The organism is Agrobacterium sp. T29 (assembly GCF_006970545.1).
Taxonomy (GTDB): domain Bacteria; phylum Pseudomonadota; class Alphaproteobacteria; order Rhizobiales; family Rhizobiaceae; genus Agrobacterium; species Agrobacterium leguminum.
Window position 1 is genome coordinate 2104485 of record NZ_CP040641.1, and the last position, 24111, is coordinate 2128595.

At 61.2% G+C, this 24111-nt stretch carries 18 protein-coding genes; 15 read left to right on the forward strand and 3 right to left on the reverse strand.

Annotation, left to right across the window (positions count from 1 at the left end):
- From fdhF to FGF54_RS24675, 3 genes are all read left to right on the forward strand, one after another.
- Positions 1-2883 carry a formate dehydrogenase subunit alpha gene (fdhF, locus tag FGF54_RS24665; RefSeq protein ID WP_059756356.1) on the forward strand — a complete coding sequence of 961 codons (2883 nt, stop codon included), beginning with the start codon at positions 1-3 and terminating at the stop codon, positions 2881-2883.
- A 71-nt stretch (positions 2884-2954) separates the two neighbouring features.
- Positions 2955-3299, forward strand: a complete 345-nt coding sequence (locus FGF54_RS24670) for a formate dehydrogenase subunit delta (protein WP_065657700.1) — start codon at positions 2955-2957, stop codon at positions 3297-3299.
- A gap of 115 nt (positions 3300-3414) precedes the next feature.
- On the forward strand, positions 3415-5067 hold the full coding sequence (locus FGF54_RS24675) for an OFA family MFS transporter (RefSeq protein ID WP_059756361.1): 1653 nt from the start codon (positions 3415-3417) through the stop codon (positions 5065-5067).
- 91 nt (positions 5068-5158) lie between these two features.
- Here FGF54_RS24675 and FGF54_RS24680 read toward each other — a convergent pair whose 3' ends face one another.
- From FGF54_RS24680 to FGF54_RS24690, 3 genes are read right to left on the reverse strand one after another with little or no spacing between them, the layout of a single operon-like run.
- A complete protein-coding gene (locus tag FGF54_RS24680) occupies positions 5159-6055 on the reverse strand; it encodes a dihydrodipicolinate synthase family protein (protein WP_142781484.1) in 897 nt (298 codons plus the stop codon).
- A 31-nt stretch (positions 6056-6086) separates the two neighbouring features.
- Positions 6087-6968: an SMP-30/gluconolactonase/LRE family protein gene (locus tag FGF54_RS24685; protein WP_142781485.1), complete on the reverse strand. Its 882-nt coding sequence runs from the start codon at positions 6966-6968 to the stop codon at positions 6087-6089.
- A 58-nt stretch (positions 6969-7026) separates the two neighbouring features.
- Positions 7027-7746: a FadR/GntR family transcriptional regulator gene (locus FGF54_RS24690; protein ID WP_003521683.1), complete on the reverse strand. Its 720-nt coding sequence runs from the start codon at positions 7744-7746 to the stop codon at positions 7027-7029.
- Between the two features lie 301 nt (positions 7747-8047).
- Here FGF54_RS24690 and FGF54_RS24695 point away from each other — a divergent pair, with 301 nt between their 5' ends.
- From FGF54_RS24695 to FGF54_RS24750, 12 genes are all read left to right on the forward strand, one after another.
- On the forward strand, positions 8048-9997 hold the full coding sequence (locus tag FGF54_RS24695; RefSeq protein WP_142781486.1) for an ABC transporter substrate-binding protein: 1950 nt from the start codon (positions 8048-8050) through the stop codon (positions 9995-9997).
- Between the two features lie 120 nt (positions 9998-10117).
- Positions 10118-11104 carry an ABC transporter permease gene (locus FGF54_RS24700; protein ID WP_003521681.1) on the forward strand — a complete coding sequence of 329 codons (987 nt, stop codon included), beginning with the start codon at positions 10118-10120 and terminating at the stop codon, positions 11102-11104.
- 9 nt (positions 11105-11113) lie between these two features.
- The gene (locus FGF54_RS24705) at positions 11114-12238 is read left to right on the forward strand and encodes an ABC transporter permease (RefSeq protein ID WP_142781487.1); all 1125 of its coding nucleotides are present in this window, start codon (positions 11114-11116) and stop codon (positions 12236-12238) included.
- A gap of 8 nt (positions 12239-12246) precedes the next feature.
- Positions 12247-13971, forward strand: a complete 1725-nt coding sequence (locus FGF54_RS24710) for an ABC transporter ATP-binding protein (RefSeq protein ID WP_168208235.1) — start codon at positions 12247-12249, stop codon at positions 13969-13971.
- A 45-nt stretch (positions 13972-14016) separates the two neighbouring features.
- Positions 14017-15204, forward strand: coding sequence for a galactarate dehydratase (locus FGF54_RS24715; protein WP_142781488.1), 1188 nt, complete (start codon positions 14017-14019; stop codon positions 15202-15204).
- Positions 15191-16057, forward strand: a complete 867-nt coding sequence (locus FGF54_RS24720; protein WP_142781489.1) for an aldose 1-epimerase — start codon at positions 15191-15193, stop codon at positions 16055-16057. The genes FGF54_RS24715 and FGF54_RS24720 overlap by 14 nt, the downstream gene beginning before the upstream one ends.
- A 160-nt stretch (positions 16058-16217) precedes the next feature.
- Positions 16218-16991, forward strand: a complete 774-nt coding sequence (locus FGF54_RS24725) for a FadR/GntR family transcriptional regulator (protein WP_142781490.1) — start codon at positions 16218-16220, stop codon at positions 16989-16991.
- A gap of 74 nt (positions 16992-17065) precedes the next feature.
- On the forward strand, positions 17066-18574 hold the full coding sequence (locus tag FGF54_RS24730; RefSeq protein WP_142781491.1) for an ABC transporter substrate-binding protein: 1509 nt from the start codon (positions 17066-17068) through the stop codon (positions 18572-18574).
- Between the two features lie 68 nt (positions 18575-18642).
- Positions 18643-19590: an ABC transporter permease gene (locus FGF54_RS24735; protein WP_020810606.1), complete on the forward strand. Its 948-nt coding sequence runs from the start codon at positions 18643-18645 to the stop codon at positions 19588-19590.
- 12 nt (positions 19591-19602) lie between these two features.
- Positions 19603-20475 (forward strand): ABC transporter permease, encoded by an 873-nt coding sequence (locus tag FGF54_RS24740; RefSeq protein ID WP_003521670.1) that lies wholly within the window; start codon positions 19603-19605, stop codon positions 20473-20475.
- Between the two features lie 21 nt (positions 20476-20496).
- Complete coding sequence (locus FGF54_RS24745) at positions 20497-22281, forward strand: gamma-glutamyltransferase family protein (protein ID WP_142781492.1); 1785 nt, start codon at positions 20497-20499, stop codon at positions 22279-22281.
- 4 nt (positions 22282-22285) lie between these two features.
- Positions 22286-24097: an ABC transporter ATP-binding protein gene (locus FGF54_RS24750; RefSeq protein WP_142781493.1), complete on the forward strand. Its 1812-nt coding sequence runs from the start codon at positions 22286-22288 to the stop codon at positions 24095-24097.
- Positions 24098-24111 lie beyond the last annotated feature (14 nt).

Sequence of the window (24111 nt, forward strand, 5' to 3'; positions counted from 1 at the left end):
ATGGCCCTTGTAACAGAATTCGACTATGGAACCCCCAAATCCCACGCAACGGACATGGTGACGCTCACCATCGACGGCAGGCAGGTGACTGTGCCTGCGGGAACCTCGATCATGCGCGCCTCGCGGGAAGCGGGTATCGATGTTCCGAAACTCTGCGCCACCGACATGGTGGATGCCTTCGGTTCCTGCCGCCTCTGTCTCATCGAGGTGGAGGGCCGCAACGGTACCCCTGCCTCCTGCACCACGCCTGTCGCCCCCGGTCTCGTCGTGCACACGCAGACCGAGCGGTTGAAGCAGATTCGCAAGGGCGTGATGGAGCTTTATATCTCCGATCACCCGCTCGACTGTCTGACCTGCGCCGCCAATGGCGATTGCGAACTGCAGGATATGGCCGGCGCCGTTGGCCTGCGCGATGTGCGTTACGGTTACGAAGGCGACAACCACGTCAAGGCCCGCACCGGCGATGGCGATCTCAATGCCCGCTGGATGCCGAAGGACGAGAGCAATCCCTATTTTACCTACGATCCTTCCAAATGCATCGTCTGCTCGCGTTGCGTGCGCGCCTGTGAGGAAGTGCAGGGCACCTTCGCGCTGACGATCGAAGGACGAGGTTTTGAAAGCCGTGTGTCGCCCGGCGCGCATGAGGCGTTCCTCGATTCCGACTGCGTTTCCTGCGGCGCCTGCGTGCAGGCCTGTCCGACGGCGACGCTGACGGAGAAATCGGTGATCGAGATCGGCCAGCCGGAGCATTCGCTGGTCACGACCTGCGCCTATTGCGGCGTCGGCTGTTCCTTCAAGGCGGAAATGCGCGGTGAGGAGCTGGTGCGCATGGTGCCGTGGAAGGACGGGCAGGCCAATCGCGGCCATTCCTGCGTCAAGGGCCGCTTCGCTTATGGTTATGCCACCCACAGGGACCGCATTCTCAACCCGATGATCCGCGAGAAGATCAGCGATCCATGGCGGGAAGTCACATGGGAGGAGGCCTTCTCCCATGTCGCGTCAGAGTTCCGGCGTATCCAGGGTCAATATGGCCGGGAATCCATCGGCGGCATCACCTCGTCCCGCTGCACGAACGAAGAAACCTTCCTCGTCCAGAAACTCATCCGCGCCGGCTTCGGCAATAACAACGTCGATACCTGCGCCCGCGTCTGCCATTCGCCGACGGGCTACGGTCTTGGCCAGGCTTTCGGCACCTCCGCCGGCACGCAGAATTTCGATAGCGTCGAGCAGTCCGATGTGGTGCTGGTCATCGGCGCCAATCCGACGGATGGGCATCCTGTTTTCGGCTCGCGGCTGAAGAAGCGGCTGCGACAGGGCGCGAAGCTGATCGTCATCGATCCGCGCCGTATCGATCTCGTCCGCACGCCGCATGTGGAGGCGTCTTTCCACCTGCCGCTGAAGCCCGGAACGAATGTTGCGGTGCTGACAGCGCTTGCGCATGTCATCGTCACGGAAGGGCTGTTCAACGAAGCCTTCATTCGCGAGCGCTGCGACTGGTCGGAATTCGAGGATTGGGCCGCTTTCGTCGCCGAGCCTCAGCATAGCCCGGAAGAAACCGAAAGCTTCACCGGCGTGCCGGCGGAAGAGGTGCGCGGCGCCGCACGTCTTTATGCCAGGGGTGGCAATGGCGCCATCTATTACGGGCTCGGTGTCACCGAACACAGCCAGGGGTCTACCACGGTGATGGCAATCGCCAATCTGGCCATGGCGACCGGCAATATCGGCCGCCCCGGTGTAGGCGTTAATCCGCTGCGCGGTCAGAACAATGTTCAGGGTTCCTGCGACATGGGGTCTTTCCCGCACGAGCTTCCGGGCTATCGGCATATTTCCGACGATGCCACGCGCGACATCTTCGAGAAACTCTGGGGTGTGAAGCTCAACAACGAGCCGGGGCTGCGTATTCCCAACATGCTCGATGCGGCCGTGGATGGCAGCTTCAAGGGCATCTATATTCAGGGCGAGGATATTCTCCAGTCCGATCCGGATACGAAGCACGTTTCGGCCGGTCTCGCCGCGATGGAATGTGTCGTGGTGCACGATCTCTTCCTGAACGAGACGGCGAATTACGCCCATGTCTTCCTGCCGGGTTCCACCTTCCTCGAAAAGGACGGCACCTTCACCAATGCCGAGCGCCGCATCAACCGCGTGCGCAAGGTCATGTCCCCGAAGAACGGCTATGCCGACTGGGAAGTGACGCAGAAGCTGGCGCAGGCCATGGGTCTTGCGTGGAATTACGCGCATCCGTCCGAGATCATGGACGAGATCGCCGCGACGACACCGAGCTTTGCCGGCGTTTCCTATGACTATCTGGAAGAAAAGGGCTCGGTGCAGTGGCCCTGCAACGAGAAATTCCCGGACGGTTCGCCGATCATGCATGTGGACGGTTTCGTGCGCGGCAAGGGCAAATTCATCCGCACCGAATATGTGGCGACGGACGAACGCACGGGGCCGCGTTTCCCGCTGCTGCTCACCACCGGCCGCATCCTGTCGCAATACAATGTCGGCGCGCAGACACGGCGCACCGAAAACGTTGTCTGGCATGAGGAGGATCGGCTCGAAATCCACCCGCACGATGCCGAACAGCGCGGCGTGAAGGACGGCGACTGGATCAAGCTCGCCAGCCGGTCGGGCGACACGACGCTGCGGGCGCTGATCACCGACCGTGTGGCGCCGGGCGTGGTCTATACGACCTTCCACCATCCCGGCACGCAGGCGAATGTCATCACTACCGACTTCTCCGACTGGGCGACCAACTGTCCCGAATATAAGGTGACCGCCGTGCAGGTATCGCCTTCCAACGGGCCGACGGAATGGCAGGAGGAATATGATGCGCTCGGCCGCCGTTCGCGGCGGATCAGCGGCAAGCTCGAAGCGGCGGAATAAGGAGCGCCGGGTGCGCCCGGCCCTGTCACACACAGAGGCGTCGGCCGGCAGGCGGCGCGGGGGAAGAGGTCATGTTGCTCAACCACACCGATGAAAAGCTGGTGAGAATGGCGAACCAGATCGCGACGTTCTTTCTGTCGCAGCCGGAAGATATACGCATCGAAGGTGTCGCCACCCACATCAACAAGTTCTGGGAACCGCGCATGCGACGCCGGTTCTTCGAGATGGTGGATGCCGGGGCCGGTGATTTTCTGCCGCTTGTGCTTGCCGCATCGAAGAAGATCAAGCGGCCCGACGATCCGGCGGCCGATGCCGTGGGGCTCGGCGACGATGCCAAGGGCGCGCCGGGCGGCAAAGGACCAATTGCGGGCGAGTCTCTTTCGGAACCGAGCGTACCGGAAAGCACAGAGGCTTGAGCGGCGCGACCGCAAAATCACACTTTCGGCCGGACGGGGGACGTCCGGCGATATCGGTGTTCGCCCGGCGGGGCGAACGTGACATGTCCAGACATCCACGAGGGAGGTAATGTCAATGGCAGTAGCAGGTGCGACAGCGGGAGAGGCGGCGCAAGCCGGGTTTTTGGACCGCGAACGAATAATCGCAAGACCGGGTTTCAATCGCTGGCTGGTGCCGCCGGCGGCCCTTGCCATTCATCTATGCATCGGCATGGCCTATGGCTTCAGCGTGTTCTGGCTGCCGCTGTCGAAGGCGCTGCCGGCCACGGACCCCAGTTGCTCCAGCCTCACCCTTCTGGGTGCGCTGTTCACCACTGAGTGCAACTGGCGTGTGGCCGATCTCGGCTGGATCTATACGCTTTTCTTCGTTCTTCTCGGCTGCTCGGCGGCCATCTGGGGCGGCTGGCTGGAAAGAGTGGGGCCACGCAAGGCCGGCTTCGTTTCCGCCTGCTGCTGGTGCGGCGGTATTCTGGTGGCGGCAATCGGCGTCATCACGCATCAACTCTGGCTGATGTGGCTGGGCGCCGGTGTCATCGGTGGTATCGGCCTCGGCCTTGGCTATATTTCGCCCGTATCGACCCTGATCAAATGGTTTCCGGACCGTCGCGGCATGGCGACGGGCATGGCGATCATGGGATTTGGCGGTGGTGCGATGATCGGCGCGCCGCTCGCCAATCTGCTGATGAACAACTTCAAGACGGATGTTTCGGTCGGCGTCTGGCAGACTTTCGTGGTCATGGCCATGATCTATTTCGTCTTCATGATGGCGGGCGCTTTCGGTTACCGTATTCCGCCGTCGGGCTGGCGTCCGGAAGGCTGGACCGCGCCTTCCGCCAAAAGCGCGATGATAACCCATCGTCACGTGCATCTGCGCGATGCGCACAAGACGCCGCAGTTCTGGCTCATCTGGGCGGTGCTGTGCCTCAACGTTTCGGCGGGTATCGGCGTCATCGGCATGGCCTCGCCCATGCTGCAGGAAATCTTCGCGGGATCGCTGATCGGCCTGCCCGGCGTCGGCTTTGCGGATCTCGACGCCGGGCAGAAGGCGCAGATCGCGGCCATTGCTGCCGGTTTCACCGGGCTGCTTTCCCTGTTTAATATCGGCGGCCGCTTCTTCTGGGCGTCGATGTCCGACAAGATCGGCCGCAAGAACACTTATTTCTGCTTCTTCATTCTCGGCATCATTCTTTATGCGCTGGCGCCGACGCTTGCGACGATGGGCAACAAGGCGCTCTTCGTTCTGGCCTTCGGTATCATTCTGTCGATGTATGGCGGTGGTTTTGCGACCATTCCCGCTTATCTTGCGGATATTTTCGGCACGCAGTTCGTCGGCGCAATCCACGGCCGCCTGCTGACGGCGTGGGCGACTGCGGGCATCGCCGGCCCGGTCGTCGTCAACTACATCCGCGAAGCACAGATCGCGGCGGGCGTGGCGCCAGGACCCGCGCTCTACACCAGCACCATGTATATTCTGGCGGGCATGCTGGCGATCGGCCTCGTGGCCAATGCCTTCGTGCGGCCGCTTTCGGACAAGTGGTTCATGTCGGATGCGGAGGTCGCGACGCTGCAGGCAAAGACGGCCGCCGCCAATGCCGGTCCGACAGGCTCCTTCGGCATCGGTCGTGGCGGGCTGGACACCAAGGCGGCACTTGCCTGGGTTGCTGTCGGTATTCCGCTTCTGTGGGGCGTATGGGTTACCGTGAAAAGCAGCCTTGCACTGTTCGGCTGAGCATCCATCGGCCCGGAAAACATATGCCGGCTCATGGCCGGCATATGATCTGATAAAAGCGAAAACGTGCAGCTTGCCGGCAAGGCGTCCATCAACGCCAGCTGGCAAGCAGTCCTTCGAGTGTTGCGCGGTCCTCTTTGTCCAGACGGGCAAGTCCCGGAGCGCGAACGGGGCCAACCGTCATCCCCAGAATTTCCATCGCTTCCTTCACCACGGTCACGTTTGCGCCGTTGCGATATCGTGTCCGCAGCCGTTCGAACAATTCGATCTTTTCGATGATCTTCCGTGCGGCCGGGAAATCGCCGGCCGTCAGGGCGTTGTGAACCTGCAGGGAAAATTGCGGCGCGACATTGACGAGACCGGATGTGAAGCCGCGCGCGCCAACCGCCGCGAAGGCAGGTGCCCAGCTTTCAGCCAGTCCGCAGACATATAGAGCGCCGTTCGGATCGGAAGCGGCAATTGCGCGCGACAGAAGCATGATGTCGGTCGTTGCGAACTTGATGCCGGCGACATTCGGGTGGCTCGCAAGCCGTACCATGTCATCGACCGAAAAGCCGTCCGCCCGGACATAGGCGACCAGCGGCAATTCGCTGCCCTCCGCAAGACCGATAAAATAGTCGATCTGCGATTGCGGGGCTGCAAAAGGGTCGACCGGCTGATGCGACATGACGGCGGATGCGCCCATTTCTTTTGCCTGACGCGCCATGGAGAGCGCTTCGCGCTGCGAGCGTCCAATCGCCGCCGTAACCGGGGCTTTGCCGCTGACGCCTTTTATCGCGGCCTCATAAACCTTCAGAATTTCCGCGGGCGTCAAGGCGTAGAATTCGCCCGTATTGCCCGCCGCGACGATATTATGGATGCCCGCTTTTGCGACACGGGCGTAAACCTCGGCGGTAACACCGGTCTCCACTTCGCCGCTTGCATCGTAAGCCGTTACCGGAACGCCGGAGATGCCCTGCAGGGCCTGGCGAAAATCGAATGTCGTCATCAACTGGGTTCCTTAGGATCAAAAGTCATCTTCAGATGGAGAATTTGTGAACGGGCGTGCCGGCGACCGGGACATCGAATGCGACAACCGTGCCTGCGGTGGTTATTCCGTCCGTCTCGGTGACGAGACTTGTGAGGTATATCGTCTTGAGGTCGGGACCGCCGAAACACGGCATGGTCGGCCCCTTGAACGGCAGCCTGTAGACCTCGAACAATTTGCCGTCCGGTGAAAAGCGGTTGAGACGTCCCGCCTGAACGCCGGCGCTCCAGTAACAGCCCTCGCAATCGGTCGCCGCACCGTCCGGCCTGCCTTCATCGGGCGCGAAATCGTGCAGGCGTTCGGCCGGGCCGATTCTGCCGGTCGCGGGGTCAAAATCGAATACCTGATACATCAGCCCGCTGCTGTCGGAATGGTACATGCGCCTGCCGTCCGGACTCCAGGCAAGCCCGTTCGATGTGAACATGTCGCCATCGATGATGCGTTCGACGCCGCCATCCGGGGCGATGCGATAGAGGCGTGCATTGCCTGTCTGTATCGCGGCCTCGTCGCGGGTCCCCACCCAGAAATGGCCGTCCGGACCAACCTTTCCATCGTTGAGGCGGCTGTCGGGCCGCCCGTCGTCCGGGTCGCAGAGAAGATCGAGCTTGCCGCTCGCGGGATCGAGAAGATGCACGCCGGTCTTGAGGCCCGCCACGATCAAGCCATTGTCGCAAAGGCCGAGACAGCCCACCTGGGCCGGCATGTCGTATCTGTCGAGTTTTCCGCCGGGATGCAGGCGGAAAATGGCGGGCGCGAGAATATCGACGAACCACAGATCGCCGGTTCGCTCGTCCCAGGCAGGCGATTCGCCGACCTTCAGCGGGGTATCGATCAGGGAACGGAGCTTCGGTTCTATGATGTGCGGCTGGCTCACTGGTTCCTCTCCCTCATCCGCCCTTTATGATTCTATTTTCGACATTGCAGAGTGCGGCCTAACTGCCGACGCCCTGAAACATGCGGGCGCGCGCCTTCAATATGTGGTCTTTCATCGCGTCATGCGCGGCCTGCTCGCGCCGCGCAAAAATCGCTTCCACGATGGCCGTGTGCTCGTTCTGGACTTCGCGCACATGCTGCGGCGTCCGCTTGAGGCTGAGGCTGCGTGTCACCGACTGGCCGATGGCGAAATGGGGTTTGAACCATATCCGCACCGTGATGTGGAACTGGTTATGGCTCGCCTTCGCGATGGCTTCGTGCAGGGCGAAGTCTTCCTCAGCACCGAGATCGTTGCGCTCGAGACACTGTTCCAGCGCGGCAATCGCCTGCTCGATACGCACCCTGTCCGCTGCCTGCCAGTTGCGCGCCGCAAGCTCAGCCGCGGAAGCCTCCAATCCGGCCCTGAACTCAAAAAACCGCTGCACGTCGGCCAGCGAGCCGACCGGCACCTGTTGCAACACGGAAGAATCCGGCTGCTGGCGTACATAGGAGCCGGATCCCTTTTGCGAAACGATAAGCTCGTCGTTCCGAAGCCGCTCCAGCGCTTCCCGCACAACCGGCCGCGACGCGCCGAACAGCGACGCCAGATTCTGTTCCGATGGCAGCCGCTCGTTCACGGGAAACCGCCCGTCCGAAATCATGCCGACGATTTTTTCGTAGATGATGTCGCTCAGCCGAGTTTCGCCTCGAGCGGCGGCAGATGCAGTGTGATTGTCCATCAGCAGCCCTTCCGTTGCAAATCGCTGAAGTTAATGGGTTTCCTGCATTTCAATCGCAACAGAAATACCGGGGTTTTTGTGCGCGAGGGGGCTGTCGTACTGATTTTTTCTTCAAGCCTGATCCTGAAAACCGGCCTACAAATAAAAAAGATGTAAAAATATGTCAATACTTGTAATCATCTGAAAACGCCCATATGGTCTGCCCCTGCCGATGGAGGATCGGCGTGCTGGCTGGCCGGGAGGGCCGTCGCGGTTCGGTGAAAGCCGTCTCGCTGCCGGTGATTTTTTGGGAGGATTGTCGATGCGCGATGGCGAAGCATTTTCACTGGGCGTAACGCGCCGAACCTTTATGGCGGGTATTGGCGGCGTGGCCGCCCTTTCCGTCATCGGGACCTCGGCGCGGGCTGCTGCCGGCAAACAGGCGCCGGAACTGGAGGCGCTGGTAAAGGACGGCAAATTGCCGCCTTTGGCCGAACGTCTGCCGAAAAATCCGATGGTGGTGACGCCGCACGAGAAAATCGGCACCTATGGCGGCACATTGCGCCGTGGCCTGCGCGGTTCGTCGGACCATAACGGCATCCTGCGCATGGTCGGCAATCAGGGCCTTGTCCGCTGGAACATGGATTTCACCGAGGTTCTGCCGAACCTTGCGGTGAAATGGGAAGTCAACGACGATGCCTCGCAATTCACCTTCCATTTGCTGGAGGGCGCAAAATGGTCGGACGGCCACCCCTTCACAGCCGATGACGTGGTGTTCGCCATCGAGGACTGCATCAAGAACAAGGAGCTTTACAGCGCCACGCCGGCGCAGCTTTCCGTGGCCGGCAAGGCGGTCGATGTCGAAAAAGTCGACGATTTCACGGTAAAGTTCAAATTCGCAGCGCCGAATGCGCTTTATCTCGAAAATCTCGCCACGCCGCTCGGCCAGCATCCGACGCTGTTTCCAAAGCACTATTGCAGCAAGTTCCTGCCGAAATACAACACGGCGCTCGATGCCGATGTGAAGGCGGCGGGTGTCTCCAGCTGGACAGAGCTGTTCCGCGCCAAATGCGGCGATATCGAAATTCCGTCCCGCTGGTCGAATGTCGACAAGCCGACGCTCGATCCCTGGGTGGTCAAGGAACCCTATTCGGGCGGTGCGACCCGGGTGGTGATGACCCGCAACCCCTACTTCTGGCAGGTCGATACCGAAGGCAACCAGTTACCCTATATCGACGAAATCAATTTCGGCATTTCGCAGGATGTCGAATCGCTGATGCTGAACGTCATTTCCGGCAAGATCGACATTCAGGAGCGCCATATCAGCGTTCTCGCCAACAAGCCGACCCTGTCTCAGAACATGAAGAAGGGTGACTACCGTCTGCTGACTTTGGTGCCGTCTGCCGCGCAGCAGTGCCAAATTTACCTGAACATCACCCATAAAGACCCGGCGATGCGCAAGATGTTTGCCGACAAGTCGTTCCGTCAGGCGTTGTCCATCGCGCTCAACCGGCAGGAAATCATCGACATCGTCTATTTCGGCCAGAGCGAGGGCTATCAGGCCGGGCCACGCCCGACACACCCCTGGTATAATGAAAAGCTGGCGCGGCAATTCACCGAATATGATGCCGACAAGGCAAACGAGCTTCTCGACAAGGCCGGTTACGACAAGAAGAACGGCAACGGCATGCGGTTGCGGCCCGACGGCCAGCCTGTCTTCTTCTCGATTGACGTCATCCCGACGCTCTATCCCGATCTGGTCGATGCGCTGGAGCTGGTGAAGGCGCAATGGGCGCAGATCGGCGTCGACATCAAGGTCAACACCATCGAACGCGCGCTCTATTATACGCGCGGCGATGACAACGCCCATGATGCCGCCGTCTGGCCCGGTCCCGGCGGTCTCGATCCGATGCTCGACCCGCGCGATTTCTTCGCCTTCCACCCGCAGGGGTCGCGTTACGCCATTCCGTGGGCGCTCTGGTACACCTCGAATGGCCAGAAGGGCGAAGAGCCGCCGGAAAGCCAGAAGCAGCGCTTCAAGCTGTTCGATGAAGCGCGCTCGACGGCCGACCTTGCCAAGCGCGGCGAGAAGATGAAGCAGATTTTCGACATTGCGGCGGAAGAGTTCGAGACAATCGGCCTCTGCCTTGCGGTGGGCGGTTTCGGCATCATCCGCAACAATCTGCGCAATGTGCCGGAAACGGAACCCGACAGCTGGACCTGGCCCAATCCCGGCCCGGCGCTGCCGCAACAGTTCACCTTCACAAGCTGATATCGCCACATGGGCGTCGCTGCCGTAACGCGGCGACGCCTCTCAGGTTGCTTCGACCACCCACAGCCGTCTCCTTAGTGGAGGGCGGCGCGTGCGGCACAATGTGATTGCGAGAACGACATGCTGCTTTTCATCGTAAAACGCCTGCTGTGGATGATACCGTCCCTGTTTGCCGTCAGTTTCCTTGCCTTTGTCCTGATCCAGCTGCCGCCCGGCGACTATGTGACGACCTATATCGCCACACTGGCCGCCTCCAACGAGGTTATCGACCACAATACGGCGGCGCAGCTGCGCGAACGTTTCGGCCTCGATGACCCGATGATCGTGCAATATCTGAAATGGATATGGGGCATCGTCAGCCGCGGCGATTTCGGCATTTCGTTCGAGTGGCAGCAGCCGGTTTCAGGCCTCATCTGGGAGCGCATGGCGCTGACACTGGTTCTGGCCATCGCAAGCCTTCTCGCAACCTGGGCCATCGCGCTTCCCATCGGCGTCTTCTCCGCCGTGCGCAAATATTCGATTGGCGATTATCTCTTCACCGCCTTTTCCTTCTTCGGCCTTTCCATACCCTCGTTCCTGCTGGCGCTGGTGCTGATGTATGTCGCGGCGGTGGAGTTCGGGGCCGATGTCGGCGGGCTGTTTTCCGCGGAATATGAGACCGCCTCGTGGAGCATCGCCAAGATGATGGACCTCATGGCCCATATCTGGCTGCCGGTCGCCATTCTTGCCGTGTCTTCCACCGCAAGTCTCATCCGTGTCATGCGCGCCAATATGCTGGACGAGTTGCCCAAGCCCTATGTCACCACCGCGCGGGCGAAGGGACTGTCGGAGTTCAAGCTGCTGACGAAATATCCGCTCAGAATTGCGCTCAATCCGTTCATCTCCACCATTGCATGGCTGTTGCCCAACCTCATTTCGGGCTCCGTGGTCGTCGCCATCGTGCTCAATCTGCCGACGGCCGCGCCTCTGCTCCTGCAGTCGCTGATGGCGCAGGACATGTATCTCGCCGGCGCTTTCGTGCTGTTGATCTGCGCGCTGACGCTGATCGGATCGCTGATCAGCGACATCCTGCTTGCGCTGGTCGATCCGCGCATCCGTCTCGAATAGGAGGGCGCCATGAGCGATATCACCATGACCACCAATGCCCGGCAGGACCGCGCCGCCGTCGCCTCGCAGTGGCAGCTCATCTGGTGGGCTTTCAAGCGCCACAAGCTGGCCATGGCAGCCCTGTTCATCACCATCGCCATGTATATCGTCGCGCTGATGCCCGGCTTCTTCGCCATCAACGATCCGGTGCTGCAGAATGCCCGCGCCACCTTCCATCCGCCGCAGCGTGTTCATTTCATCGATACGACCGAGGGTTTCTCGCTCGGGCTGCATTATTATCCGCTGAAGCTGACCCGCAATCCTGAAACACTGGCGGCGGTCTTCGTCGAAGATACGGCGAAGAAAATCCCGGTCCAGCTTTTCGGTCGCGGTTACGAATATTCCGTATTCGGCCTGTTCACCACGGATATCCATCTGCTGGCCTCCACCGATAAAACGCGCCCGCTCTTCCTTTTCGGCGCGGATCGTCTCGGGCGCGATGTCTTCAGCCGCGTGGTGCAGGGCGCGCAGGTTTCCCTGTCGATCGGTCTTGTCGGCGTGTTCTTCTCGTTGCTGCTCGGCGTCGTTCTCGGCGGCATTTCAGGATATTACGGCGGCCGCATCGATTTCGTCATGCAGCGCGTGATCGACTTCGTGCTGTCGCTGCCCACCATTCCCATCTGGCTGGCGCTGGCCGCCGCCCTGCCGCAGGGCTGGCCTGCCACGCTGCAATATATGATGATTACCATCATCCTGTCCCTGACCGGCTGGGCGCAGCTTGCCCGCGTCGTCCGCGGCCGGTTCCTGTCGCTCAGGACCGAAGAATTCGTGGCCGCGGCCCGGCTGGATGGCGTGCCGGAAGGGCGCATCATTTTCCGCCATATGTTGCCGAGTTTTTCGAGCCACATCATCGCTTCGGTCACGCTTGCGGTTCCGGCCATGATCCTTGCGGAAACATCGCTCTCCTTCCTAGGCCTCGGTCTCCAGCCGCCCACCATTTCCTGGGGCGTGCTGCTTCGCGAGGCGCAGAATATCCGCTCGATAGCGACTGCACCCTGGCTGTTCCTGCCCGGTGTGGCGGTCGTCATTGCCGTCATGGCGCTCAATCTGCTCGGCGACGGTCTGCGCGACGCAGCCGACCCCTATAATAAGTGAGGCCCCGGATGAGCGACATTCTCTCCATGAAGCCAGCCAAGCCGCTGCTTGAAGTCCGCAATCTGGTCACTGAATTTCCGGTCAGAAACGGCGTTTTCCGGGCGGTCAACGATCTGTCTTTCTCTATCGATCCCGGCAAGACGCTCTGCGTCGTCGGCGAAAGCGGCTCCGGCAAATCCGTCACCGCCCGCTCGATCCTGCAGATCATCGACAGCCCCGGCCGCATTGCGTCCGGATCGATCATCCTCAACCGCGCCGACGGCACCTCTCTGGATCTGGCAAAGCTCGATCCGCGCAGCCGGGCAATCCGCTCGGTGCGCGGCGCTGATATCGCGATGATCTTTCAGGAGCCGATGTCGTCGCTTTCACCCGTGCATACCGTGGGTGACCAGATCACCGAAGTCCTGCGTCTGCATCTGAAGATGAGCAAGGCGCAGGCGCGGGCCGAGGCCATCGAGTTGCTGCGGCAGGTGGAAATCCCCAATCCCGAAAAGGCGCTGGATCGTTACGCCTTCCAATATTCGGGCGGCATGCGCCAGCGTGCCATGATCGCCATGGCGCTGGCCTGCAAACCGCAGCTCCTGATCGCCGACGAACCGACGACGGCGCTCGATGTCACCACACAGGCCGAAATCCTCGACCTGATATCGCGGCTGCAAAAGGCGCATGGCATGGCGGTGCTGTTCATCACCCATGACATGGGCGTGGTGGCGCAGATTGCCGATGACGTGCTGGTCATGCATCACGGCGTCGCCAAGGAATATGGCACCGTCGAACAGATATTCCACAGCCCGCAGGACGCCTACACCCGCATGTTGATCGGCTCCGTGCTGAAGCTGGAGCAGAAGGCGGAAATCCGGCTTGCGCGGCCTCCGCTCGATCTAACGGCTGCGCCGGTGCTCGAAGTGAACGACCTTTCCATGCATTTCGGCGAGATGAAGGCGCTGGATGGCGTGTCGATCAAGCTATTGCCCGGTGAGACGCTCGGCATCGTCGGCGAAAGCGGCTCCGGCAAGACCACGATGGGTCGCTCCATCATGCGTCTTTACGATCCGAGCGGTGGCGCGATGCTCTATCGCCGGGCGGATGGTAGCGTGGTCGATCTGGCCAGGATCGAAGGTCCGGAGCTGAAAGCCGCGCGGCGTGAATTGCGCATGGTCTTCCAGGATCCTTTCGGCTCGCTCAATCCGCGCATGACGGTGGCGCAGGTCATCGGCGAGCCGTTGCTGGTTAACGGCATTGCCAGGGGCAGGGAACTGGATGAACGCGTCTGCGCGCTGATGGAGCAGGTGGGTCTCGACCCTGCCGGGCGTGAACGTTACCCGCACGCCTTTTCCGGCGGCCAGCGCCAGCGCATCGGCATCGCCCGCGCCATCACCCTGAAGCCGCGCATCATCGTGGCGGATGAGGCGACCTCGGCGCTCGATGTTTCGGTGCGGTTCCAGGTGCTTGATCTTTTGATGCGGCTGCAGGATGAGCTGGGGCTCGCCTATATCTTCATCAGCCACGACATCGGCGTCATCCGCTACATGTGCGACCGCGTCGGGGTGATGTATCGCGGCAAGCTGGTGGAAGTGGGAGACGCCGAAAAGGTCTGCAACGCGCCGGATCATCCCTACACGCAGGCGCTTCTTTCCGCCATTCCGCGCCCGGACCCGCGTGACCGGGATCGTACCCGCAGATTCCGCTACGTCGAACCATCAGAAGTCAAGAACGGGGCCGTGGCCCGATAGTGCCGGGTCTGTTGCACGCTGTCATTCACGAGGAAGACTAAAAGCATGAAAATCGATCGCATGCGGGTATTCGTCACCCGCGACAAGGACCGCCCCCGCGTCATCGTCGCTCTCGATACCGATGACGGTTTGACCGGCTGGGGTGAATGTTACAATCACGGCCCCGATCTCGCCCTGCCGCCGGTGCTGGACTACCTCTACAGCTTCCTTGCCGGGCAGGACCCGACACGGGTGGAGTATCTCTACAACCTCCTGCTCCAGCAGAACCGCTTTCCGCCCGGAGCGCTCGGTCTGTCCGCCATCTCGGCGCTCGATCATTGCCTCTGGGACCTCGCAGCCAAGGCGGCGGGTGTGCCCGTCTACAAGCTGCTGGGCGGCGAAGTGCGCGACCGTATCAAGGTCTATGCCGGTGTCTATACGGCCCCGGATGCGCCGGCGGCAAAGGAGGAATTCGACCGTCTGAACGAGGACTGGGGCTTCACGGCCTTCAAGCTCAGCCCATGGCGCGTCGATATTCACGCCCATCGCTGGGGGGAGGTGGTGCGCAGTTCGGCCGAATATTTCCGCTCGCTTCGCGAAACGGTGCGGCCCGACTACGACATCGCCTTCGACGCCCATGCCAAGATTTTCGAGCCAGCGGCCGCCCGCCAGCTTGGCAATGCGCTTGCCCCTTACGACCCGCTGTTCTTCGAAGAGCCTTTGCGTCCCGAAAATATCGAGATGTGGGGAGACCTGAAACAGGGGCTGAGCTGCACGTTGGCAACCGGTGAAAGTCTCTATAATCGCAATGAGTTCCTGCGTCTTCTTCAGGTAAAGGGTGCGGATATCATCCAGCCCGACATCTGCGTTGTTGGCGGCATTTCGGAGATGCGCCGCATCGCCACGCTGGCGGAAGCGCATTTCGTGAGCATCGCGCCGCATAACCCGATGGGACCGCTCGCCACCGCCGTCAATGTGCACTTCTCCGCCGCCCAGCAGAATTTCCGCATTCTCGAATACCGGCTGCCGAAAGGGCAATGCTACGTTTATGGCGGCACCGATCTTGAAAAACGCGAGGATGAAACCCGCTATGTCGTCGACCCCTACCTGCCGAAGGACGGATATCTGGAACTGAGGCCGGACCGCCCCGGCTGGGGCGTGGAGATGGATGAAAAAGCCATGCAGGAGGATGGCTATGTTCACTGGCAAAGACGGGTGCCGAAACGGCCTGACGGCTCCTATGCCTTCGCCTGAAACCGTTGTGATTGCCTGCGGGCGGCTCTCTGCCCGCCTGCGCCCCGCCTGGGGTGGCAGAATGACCCATCTGCGGCACAAGGACTACGGCGATATTCTGGTGCCGACAACGGAGCAGGAGTTCGAGCCGTTCAACTGGCCGAGGGCCGGCGCATACCCGCTGTTTCCCTATCACAACCGCCTATATGGCGGGTCCTTCGTCCATGCGGGTATCCGCCATGACCTGCTGCCGCATCCGGCGCTTGCGCCTGACGCCATGCATGGCCCGGCTCACCGCCGGCCGTGGGAGATTTCAGATCTGTCTTCGGATCGGGTCTCACTGGCACTGGACTACGAGGCTGACGGGGAGTGGCCTTTTTCCTTCCGCGCCGAGCAGTCTTTTCTGCTGGAAGACGACAGCCTTACCGTGGAACTGTCGATAACCAATCGCGCGAACGGGCCAGCGCCGATGTCGCTGGGCTGGCATCCCTATCTGGCGGCCGGGCTCGGTTGCGATGCGCGAACGGACGCCAAATTGCAATATCCTCTGGACGCGCAGAACGTGCCAACCGGCCAGCCGCCGGCACCTCGCCCGAAGCCCGCCATTCCCGCCGCAACGGGATACACATTGCATTTCGCCGATTGGTCAAGCGCACAGGTAGACTTCGACAGGTTTTCACTACGGCTTAAGGCCGATCCTGTTTTCGGCCATCTCGCCGTGCACCGCATGGAGCGCTATCTCTGTCTTGAGCCCGTTTCCATGGCCGCCGGAGCGCTTGGTTTGCCGCAGGCGCAGCGGGAAGGGCAGGGTCTAGGGACGGTTGCCCCCGGCGAGCGCCTGTCGGGGCGCATCAGGCTCTTCCTTGATCTTTAGGAGGGGTGGGTGCGTCTATGACGCCCACCCTTCACCTTCAAAAAAAGCCGTATGCCCATATTTTGAGCGCCAATTATTGCCGCTCAAAAATAAGCTTGACGACGGCAAAAATTTCTCACCAAATGAACCAATATAGGATTGGTTCAGTAAATGGTGCGACTTGACGGTGAACCCCAACGATAACTCCAACTACGCGCTGGCGAAGTTGCGGGAGTACATTCAAACGCAAGATCTTGCGAAAGACCGTCGCCTGCCGACGGAACGGGCCTTCGCGGAAACCTTCAATGTCGGCCGGCGTGCAGTCCGTCGTGCTCTTGAGGTTCTGGAAGCCGAAGGTCTGATCTGGCGACGGCAGGGGGCGGGAACCTTTGTGGGCGAAAAGCCGGACGATTGGTCCGCCCAGGTGACGGAACTGGTCGCCGGCACGGACATCATGGAAATCATGGAAGTGCGCCTGCGCATCGAGCCGCAACTGGCGCAGCTTGCGGCCATGCGCGCCAAACCCGCCGAGGTGGAGCGCATGCGCGCCCTCGTCCAGAAGACCGGCCAGAGCACGGATGCCGACGCCAAAGAGTTGTGGGATGGTTCGCTTCACCGCCAGATCGCCCAGAGCGCCGGCAACAAATTGTTCCTGTCCATCTTCGATGTCGTCAACCGCATTCGCCAGGACGATGCATGGCAATCGATACGGGAACTGGCGCGCCGCAGCGGCACGAACGGCAAGGCTTCCTTCGAGCAGCACATAGCGATTGTCGATGCCATCGCCGACCGCGACCCCGCAAGAGCCGGCGAAGCGATGCGCCAGCACCTTCTCATGCATCAGGAAAGGCTGATCCGCGCCACCTCGCTCGGCTTTCTGGAGGAGAAAACCGCAGAAGAGATTGCCGCCCGCAGCACGGGCGATGCCGACAATCCGCTCACGCCGGCCTCATAGGCAGCAGGGCAGACCTGCCGGCCTTTCCGGGCCGGCCAATGAAAAACAAAGATAACCTGACCAGAGGATAGAACATGAAGAAAATCAAGACATTGACTGCCGCCTTATTGGCCGGTGCATTCCTGTCCACGCCAGCCATCTCGTCCGAATTGCGCATCGGCCTTAACGATGACGCCGACGTTCTCGACCCCGCGCAATCGCGCACCTTCGTCGGGCGTATCGTTTACACCGCCATGTGTGACAAGCTCGTCGACATCTCGCAAGACATGAAGATCGTTCCCCAGCTTGCCACCGAATGGGCCTGGTCCGAGGGCGGCAAGGTGCTGACGATGAAGATCCGCGACGGCGTGAAATTCCACGACGGCGAGACACTGGATGCGGCGGCTGTGGTCGCCACCATCGAGCGCAACATGACCCTGCCGGAATCCCGCCGCAAGAGCGAGCTTTCCTCGGTCGAAAAGGTCGAAGCCACCGGGCCGCTGGACGTCAAATTCACCCTGAAGACGCCGGATGTCACGCTGCTTGCGCAGCTTTCCGACCGCGCCGGCATGATCGTCGCGCCGAAGGCGGCCAAGGAACTGGGCGCGAATTTCGGTTCGAAGCCGGTTTGCGCCGGGCCGTTCAAATTCGTCGAGCGCATCCAGCAGGACCGTATCGTGCTCGAGAAATTCGCCGATTATTGGGACAAGGACAGGATTCTGGTCGACAGGGTCGTTTATCTGCCGATCCCGGATACGACCGTGAAGCTTGCCAATCTTCGCTCGGGAGACCTCGATATCGCCGAGCGCATCTCGGCCTCCGATGCCGAGTCCGTCAAGAACGACGCCAATCTGACCTATGCGGATGTCATCGGACCGGGCTACATGGCCATGTATGTCAATATCAACAATGGTTCGCGTGCGGATAATCCGCTCGGCAAGGACAAGCGCCTGCGTCAGGCCTTTTCTTATGCGATAGACCGGGAAGCGATCGGCCAGATCGTCTTCGAGGGCACATCAAAGGCAGGCAATCAGGCCTTCCCGCCCACAAGCCCGTGGTTCAACCAGAATCTGCCGGTGCCGGCGCGCGATATCGACAAGGCCAAGCAACTGATGAAGGAGGCGGGTTACGAAAAGCTCGACATCGAGCTTCAACACGCCAACAACACGACGCAGACGCAGATGATGCAGGTCATCCAGTCGATGGTCGCGGAAGCGGGCTTCAACGTCACCCTGAAGGCCACGGAATTTGCGACGCTTCTGTCCGAGCAGACGGCCGGCAACTACCAGCTCAGCCGTTCCGACTGGTCGGGACGTATCGATCCGGATGGCAATCTGCATCAGTTCGTCACCTGCAAGGGCGGCATCAACGATGTGAAATATTGCAATCCCGAGGTCGACAAGCTGCTGAACGAGGCCCGCGCCTCGACCGAGGATGCGGTGCGCAAGGAAAAATACGATGCCGCAAGCGTCATCCTCAACGATGACATGCCGATCATCTATCTCGGTCACCAGCCCTATGCCTATGCCATTTCCAACAAGGTCAAGGACTGGGCGCCGTCGCCGGATGGCATGATCCGCCTTCTCGGCGTCTCCAAGGACTGAACGCTTCGCATGCGCCGCACGGCCTTGCCGTGCGGCCCTCACGAATTGGCACGAACGAGGGCCATGCCATGCCTGTTTATATCGGCAAGCGACTGCTGGTCGCGATCCCGACGCTTCTGATCATCTCGATCTTCGTCTTCTCGCTGCAGAAATTGCTGCCGGGCGATCCGGTGCTCGCCATGGCTGGTGAGGAGCGCGATCCGGCGACGATTGAATTCCTGCGGGAGAAATATCGCCTGAACGACCCTGTGCCGCTGCAATATGTCAACTGGCTGGGCGGCGTCGTGACGGGCGATTTCGGTATTTCGCTGCGCACCAACCAGCCGGTGCTGGAGCTTATCGGTCAGAAGCTGCCGGTCACCATTCAACTGGCTGTTATGGCGATGTTCTTTGCCATGGTCATCGGCATTCCCATAGGCATTCTGGCCGCCGTCAAGAAGAATACGTGGATCGACTACACGGCCAATATCGTGGCGCTTTCCGGCCTCTCCATCCCGAATTTCTGGCTCGGCATCATGCTGATCCTGCTGGTGTCGGTGAAACTCGGCTGGTTACCGGCATCCGGTTATGAATCGATCTTTGTCGATCCCGTGCGTTCCATCGAAACCATGATCATGCCCGCCTTCGTGCTGGGCAACGCGCTTGCGGCGACGCTGATGCGGCATACACGTTCGGCGATGGTGGCGGTGCTCAGTTCCGACTATATCCGCACCGCCCGCGCCAAGGGTCTTTCGCCGCGCGAGATCATCCTGTCGCATAGTTTCCGCAACGCGCTTCTGCCCGTCATCACATTGCTGGCGCTGCTCTTCGGCGAATTGCTGGCCGGGGCGGTGCTGACGGAGCAGATTTTCACCATTCCCGGCTTCGGCAAGATGACGGTCGATGCGGTGTTCACCCGCGATTACGCCGTCGTGCAGGGCATCGTTCTTTGCACCGCCGTCGGCTTCATTCTCATGAACCTTCTGGCCGACATTGCCTATGTCCTGCTCAACCCCCGCCTCAGGGCGACGATCTGAGGCCCCGATATCATGACCGTTCTCGATCAAAACCTCTCCGTAGCGGTAACGCGGCAGGAAAGCCGCGCCTGGAAGAAGATGAAGCGCAACAAATCGGCGCTTGTCGGCATGGTTATCGTGCTGTTTTTCGCAGTCCTTGCCATCGCCGCGCCGATCCTGCCGATTGCCGATCCGGTGGCGACCAGCTGGTCGGCCATCCGCAAGGCGCCCTCGGCCGCCCATTGGCTCGGCACCGACGATCTCGGCCGAGACATCCTTTCCCGCATGATCTATGGCGCGCGCGCCTCGCTGATGGCGGGCGTGGTCTCGGTGATGATCGCCGTGGTCATCGGCGTGCCCTTTGGCCTGATTTCAGGTTATTTCGGCGGCTGGGTGGATATGGTCATATCCCGCATCACCGAAGCGTTGCTGGCCATGCCGTTTCTCATCATGGCGATTGCGCTTGCCGCCTTCCTCGGCCCGAGCCTCACCAATGCGATGATCGCCATCGGCCTTTCCGCCATGCCGATTTTCGTGCGGCTGACGCGTGGGCAGGTGCTGGCGGTCAAGACCGAAGACTATGTCGAAGGCGCAAGGTCCATCGGCCTCAACCACATCGACATCATGACGCGTTACATCCTGCCGAATGTCTTTGCCCCCATCATCGTGCAGGCGACCCTGACGGTGGCGACCGCCATCATCGCGGAGGCGAGCCTTTCTTTCCTCGGCCTCGGCCAGCAGGCGCCGGCGCCCTCCTGGGGTTCGATGCTGAATACCGCGAAGAATTTCCTCAGCCAGGCGCCGTGGATGACGATGTGGCCCGGCATCGCCATCTTCCTCGTCGTCATCGGCTTCAATCTTCTGGGCGACGGCCTGCGCGACGCGCTCGATCCGCGCGAAGCATGATCTTTTACAAGGAATATCCGAATGAATGAATTCACCACACGCCCTGAAATCCTTGGCACCTTCGGCGTCGTCACCTCAACCCACTGGATCGCGTCGGCCGTCGGCATGGCGATCCTCGAAAAGGGCGGCAATGCTTTCGACGCGGCCGTCGCCACCGGTTTCGTCCTGCAGATCGTCGAGCCGCATCTGTGCGGTCCGGGCGGCGATATGCCCGCCGTGTTTTATTCGAAGCAGAAGGACAAGGTGGAAGTCATCTGCGCACAGGGCCCGGCGCCAAGCGGTGCGACGATTGAACATTACACGTCGGAAGGGCTGAAGCTGATCCCCGGCGACGGGCTGCTCGCCACCGTCATTCCCGGCGCCTTCGACGGCTGGATGCTGATGCTGCGCGACTATGGCACGATGAGCGTGCGCGACGTGCTGGAACCGGCCATCTACTATGCCGAACACGGGCATCCGACATTGCCGCGCGTCTCCGCCACCATCAAGGGTCTGGCCGATTTCTTCGAGAAGGAATGGCCGACATCCCATGAGACGTGGCTGCCGGGTGGCACGGCGCCCGAGCCTCACGCCAATTTCCGAAATCCGGTTCTGGCCGCGACCTATCAGCGGATCGTCACCGAAGCCGAAGCGCGCTCCGGCCGCGAAAACCAGATCGAGGCGGCACGCGATGCCTTTTATCGGGGTTTCGTTGCGGAAGCTATCGACGGTTACGTGAGGACAGCGGAAGTCATGGATGCCAGCGGTGCTAAGCACAAGGGTGTGCTGACGGCGCAGGATATGGCGGATTGGAGCGCGACCGTCGAAGCGCCGCAGACGCTCGACTATCACGACTGGACGATTGCCAAGACGCCCGCCTGGGGGCAGGGTCCGGTTCTGCTGCAATCGCTTGCGCTTCTGAAAGGTTTCGACGTTGCGGCCATGGACCCCTCCGGTCCCGATTTCATCCACACCATCGTCGAAGCCATGAAGCTCGCCTTTGCCGACCGCGAGGTCTATTACGGCGATCCGGAATTCGGGCAGATCCCGACGGAATATCTCCTGTCCGAAGGCTACAATGCCGGCCGCCGCGCGCTGATAAGCGGCGAGGCCTCGCTGGAGCTGCGCCCCGGCACCGTGCCGGGTTATGAAAAGCAGGTGGACGCCACCATGGCCATGCTGGCCGAGATGAGCGGCACCGGCACGGTCTACGAGCCGACCATGTCGCATCTGACGGAGAAGCGCGGCGATACGGTGCATATCGATGTCATCGACCGCTGGGGCAACATGGTCTCCACCACGCCTTCCGGCGGCTGGCTGCAATCCTCGCCCATCGTGCCCGGCCTCGGTTTTGCGCTCAATTCCCGCGCCCAGATGTTCTGGCTGAAGGAAGGCCTGCCGACCTCGCTTGCACCGGGCAAACGTCCGCGCACCACGCTGACGCCTTCGCTTGCGCTGCATCAGGGGCGTCCCGCGATGGTGTTCGGCACGCCGGGCGGCGATCAGCAGGACCAATGGCAACTGCCTTTCTTCCTGCGTTACGCTCATCACGGCAAGAACCTGCAGGCCGCCATCGATATGCCGCTGTTCCACACCGCGCATTTTCCGGGCTCGTTTTATCCGCGCACCAGTTCGCCGGGTGAGATTACCGTGGAAAGCACGGTGGGCGAAGCGACCCTGCAGGAGCTTCGCCGCCGCGGGCACCGCGTCACTGTTGCCGATGCATGGTCGGTCGGGCGGCTCACCGCCGCGCGTCGCGATGCGGATGGTCTGCTGCGCGCCGCCGCAACACCGCGGTTGATGCAGGCCTATGCGGTGGGACGGTGAGACCATGGAGACAAAACCAGTCCTTTCCGTCCGCAACCTCACCACCTCCTTCCTCGTCGATGGCGCGTGGAAGAGCGTGGTGCGCAATGTGTCCTTCGATGTCGCGCCCGGCGAAACCGTCGCGATTGTCGGTGAATCCGGCTCCGGTAAATCGGTGACGTCGCTGTCTCTTATGCGCCTGCTTGCCCCGGCCTCCAGCCGGATCGAGGGTGAAGTGCTGCTCAACGGGCGCGACCTTCTTGCGCTTTCCGAAAGAGAAATGCGCGGCGTGCGCGGCAACGATATCTCGATGATCTTTCAGGAGCCGATGACCTCGCTCAATCCGATCTTCACCATCGGCCGCCAGATTTCCGAAGTCCTCATCCGGCACAAGGGGCTTTCGAAGCAGGAGGCACGGGCGGAGACGGTGCGGCTTTTGGAAAAGGTTCGCATTCCCAACGCCTCCGGCCGTTTCGATGAATATCCGCACCAGTTTTCCGGCGGTATGCGCCAGCGGGTGATGATCGCCATGGCGCTCGCTTCACGGCCGAAACTGCTGATCGCCGACGAGCCGACGACGGCGCTCGACGTGACCATTCAGGGCCAGATCCTCGACCTGATAAAACTGTTGCAGGAAGAGGAGGGCATGTCCGTCCTCTTCATCACCCATGACATGGGCGTCGTGGCCGAAATCGCCGACCGGACGATCGTGATGTATCGCGGCGATGAAGTCGAGACCGGACCGACCGAGGACATCTTCCGGCGTGGCAAGCATCCCTATACGCGGGCGCTGCTTTCGGCGGTGCCGAAGCTCGGCTCAATGCGCGACCGGCAATGGCCGACACGGTTTCCGGTGCTCGACATGAAAACCGGCCTTTCGAGCGAGCCGCAGGAGGTGGCCGGAACAGTTGCGAGCGGGCAGACGCCGGTTCTGTCGGTCCGAAACCTGGTGACGCGTTTTGCCATCCGTTCCGGCCTGCTGGCACGCCAGACGGGTGCGGTTCACGCCGTCGAAAACGTCTCCTTCGATCTGTTTCAGGGTGAAACGCTGTCGCTGGTGGGTGAATCCGGCTGCGGAAAATCCACCACCGGCCGCTCGATCATGCGGCTTGTGGAGCCGACGGCCGGCGACGTGTCGCTCGATGGTTACGACGTGATGCGGCTCGATACGGTCGGCCTGCGCAATATGCGCAAATCCGTGCAGATGATCTTTCAGGACCCGTTCTCCTCGCTCAATCCGCGCATGACGATAGGCACGGCTATTTCCGAGCCCTTCATCAAGCACAAACTCGGCAGCAGCAGACAGGCGAAGGAAAAGACTGCCGATCTTCTTGAAAAGGTAGGCCTGTCCGCCGATATGGCCAGCCGCTACCCCCATGAATTTTCGGGCGGCCAGCGCCAGCGCATTGCCATTGCCCGTGCGCTTGCGCTCGATCCGAAGGTTATCGTCGCCGATGAGAGCGTCTCGGCGCTCGATGTTTCCATCAAGGCGCAGGTCTGCAACCTGCTGCTCGACCTGCAACAGAGCCTCAACCTCGCCTTCCTGTTCATCAGCCATGACATGGCGGTGGTGGAGCGCGTCAGCCATCGTGTGGCGGTGATGTATCTCGGGGAGATTGTCGAAATCGGGCCGCGCGCGGCGGTTTTCGACAATCCGCAGCATCCCTATACGAAAAAGCTGATGTCCGCCGTTCCGGTGCCGGACCCGGCAAGGCGCGGGATAAGGCGCGGCATATCCAATGACGAGCTGAAAAGCCCGATACGGGCCATGGGATATGAAACGCCGGTGCGAAACTACAGGACGGTTTCGCCCGGCCACCTGGTGCAGGTGGCCTGAGACGATTGTTGCGG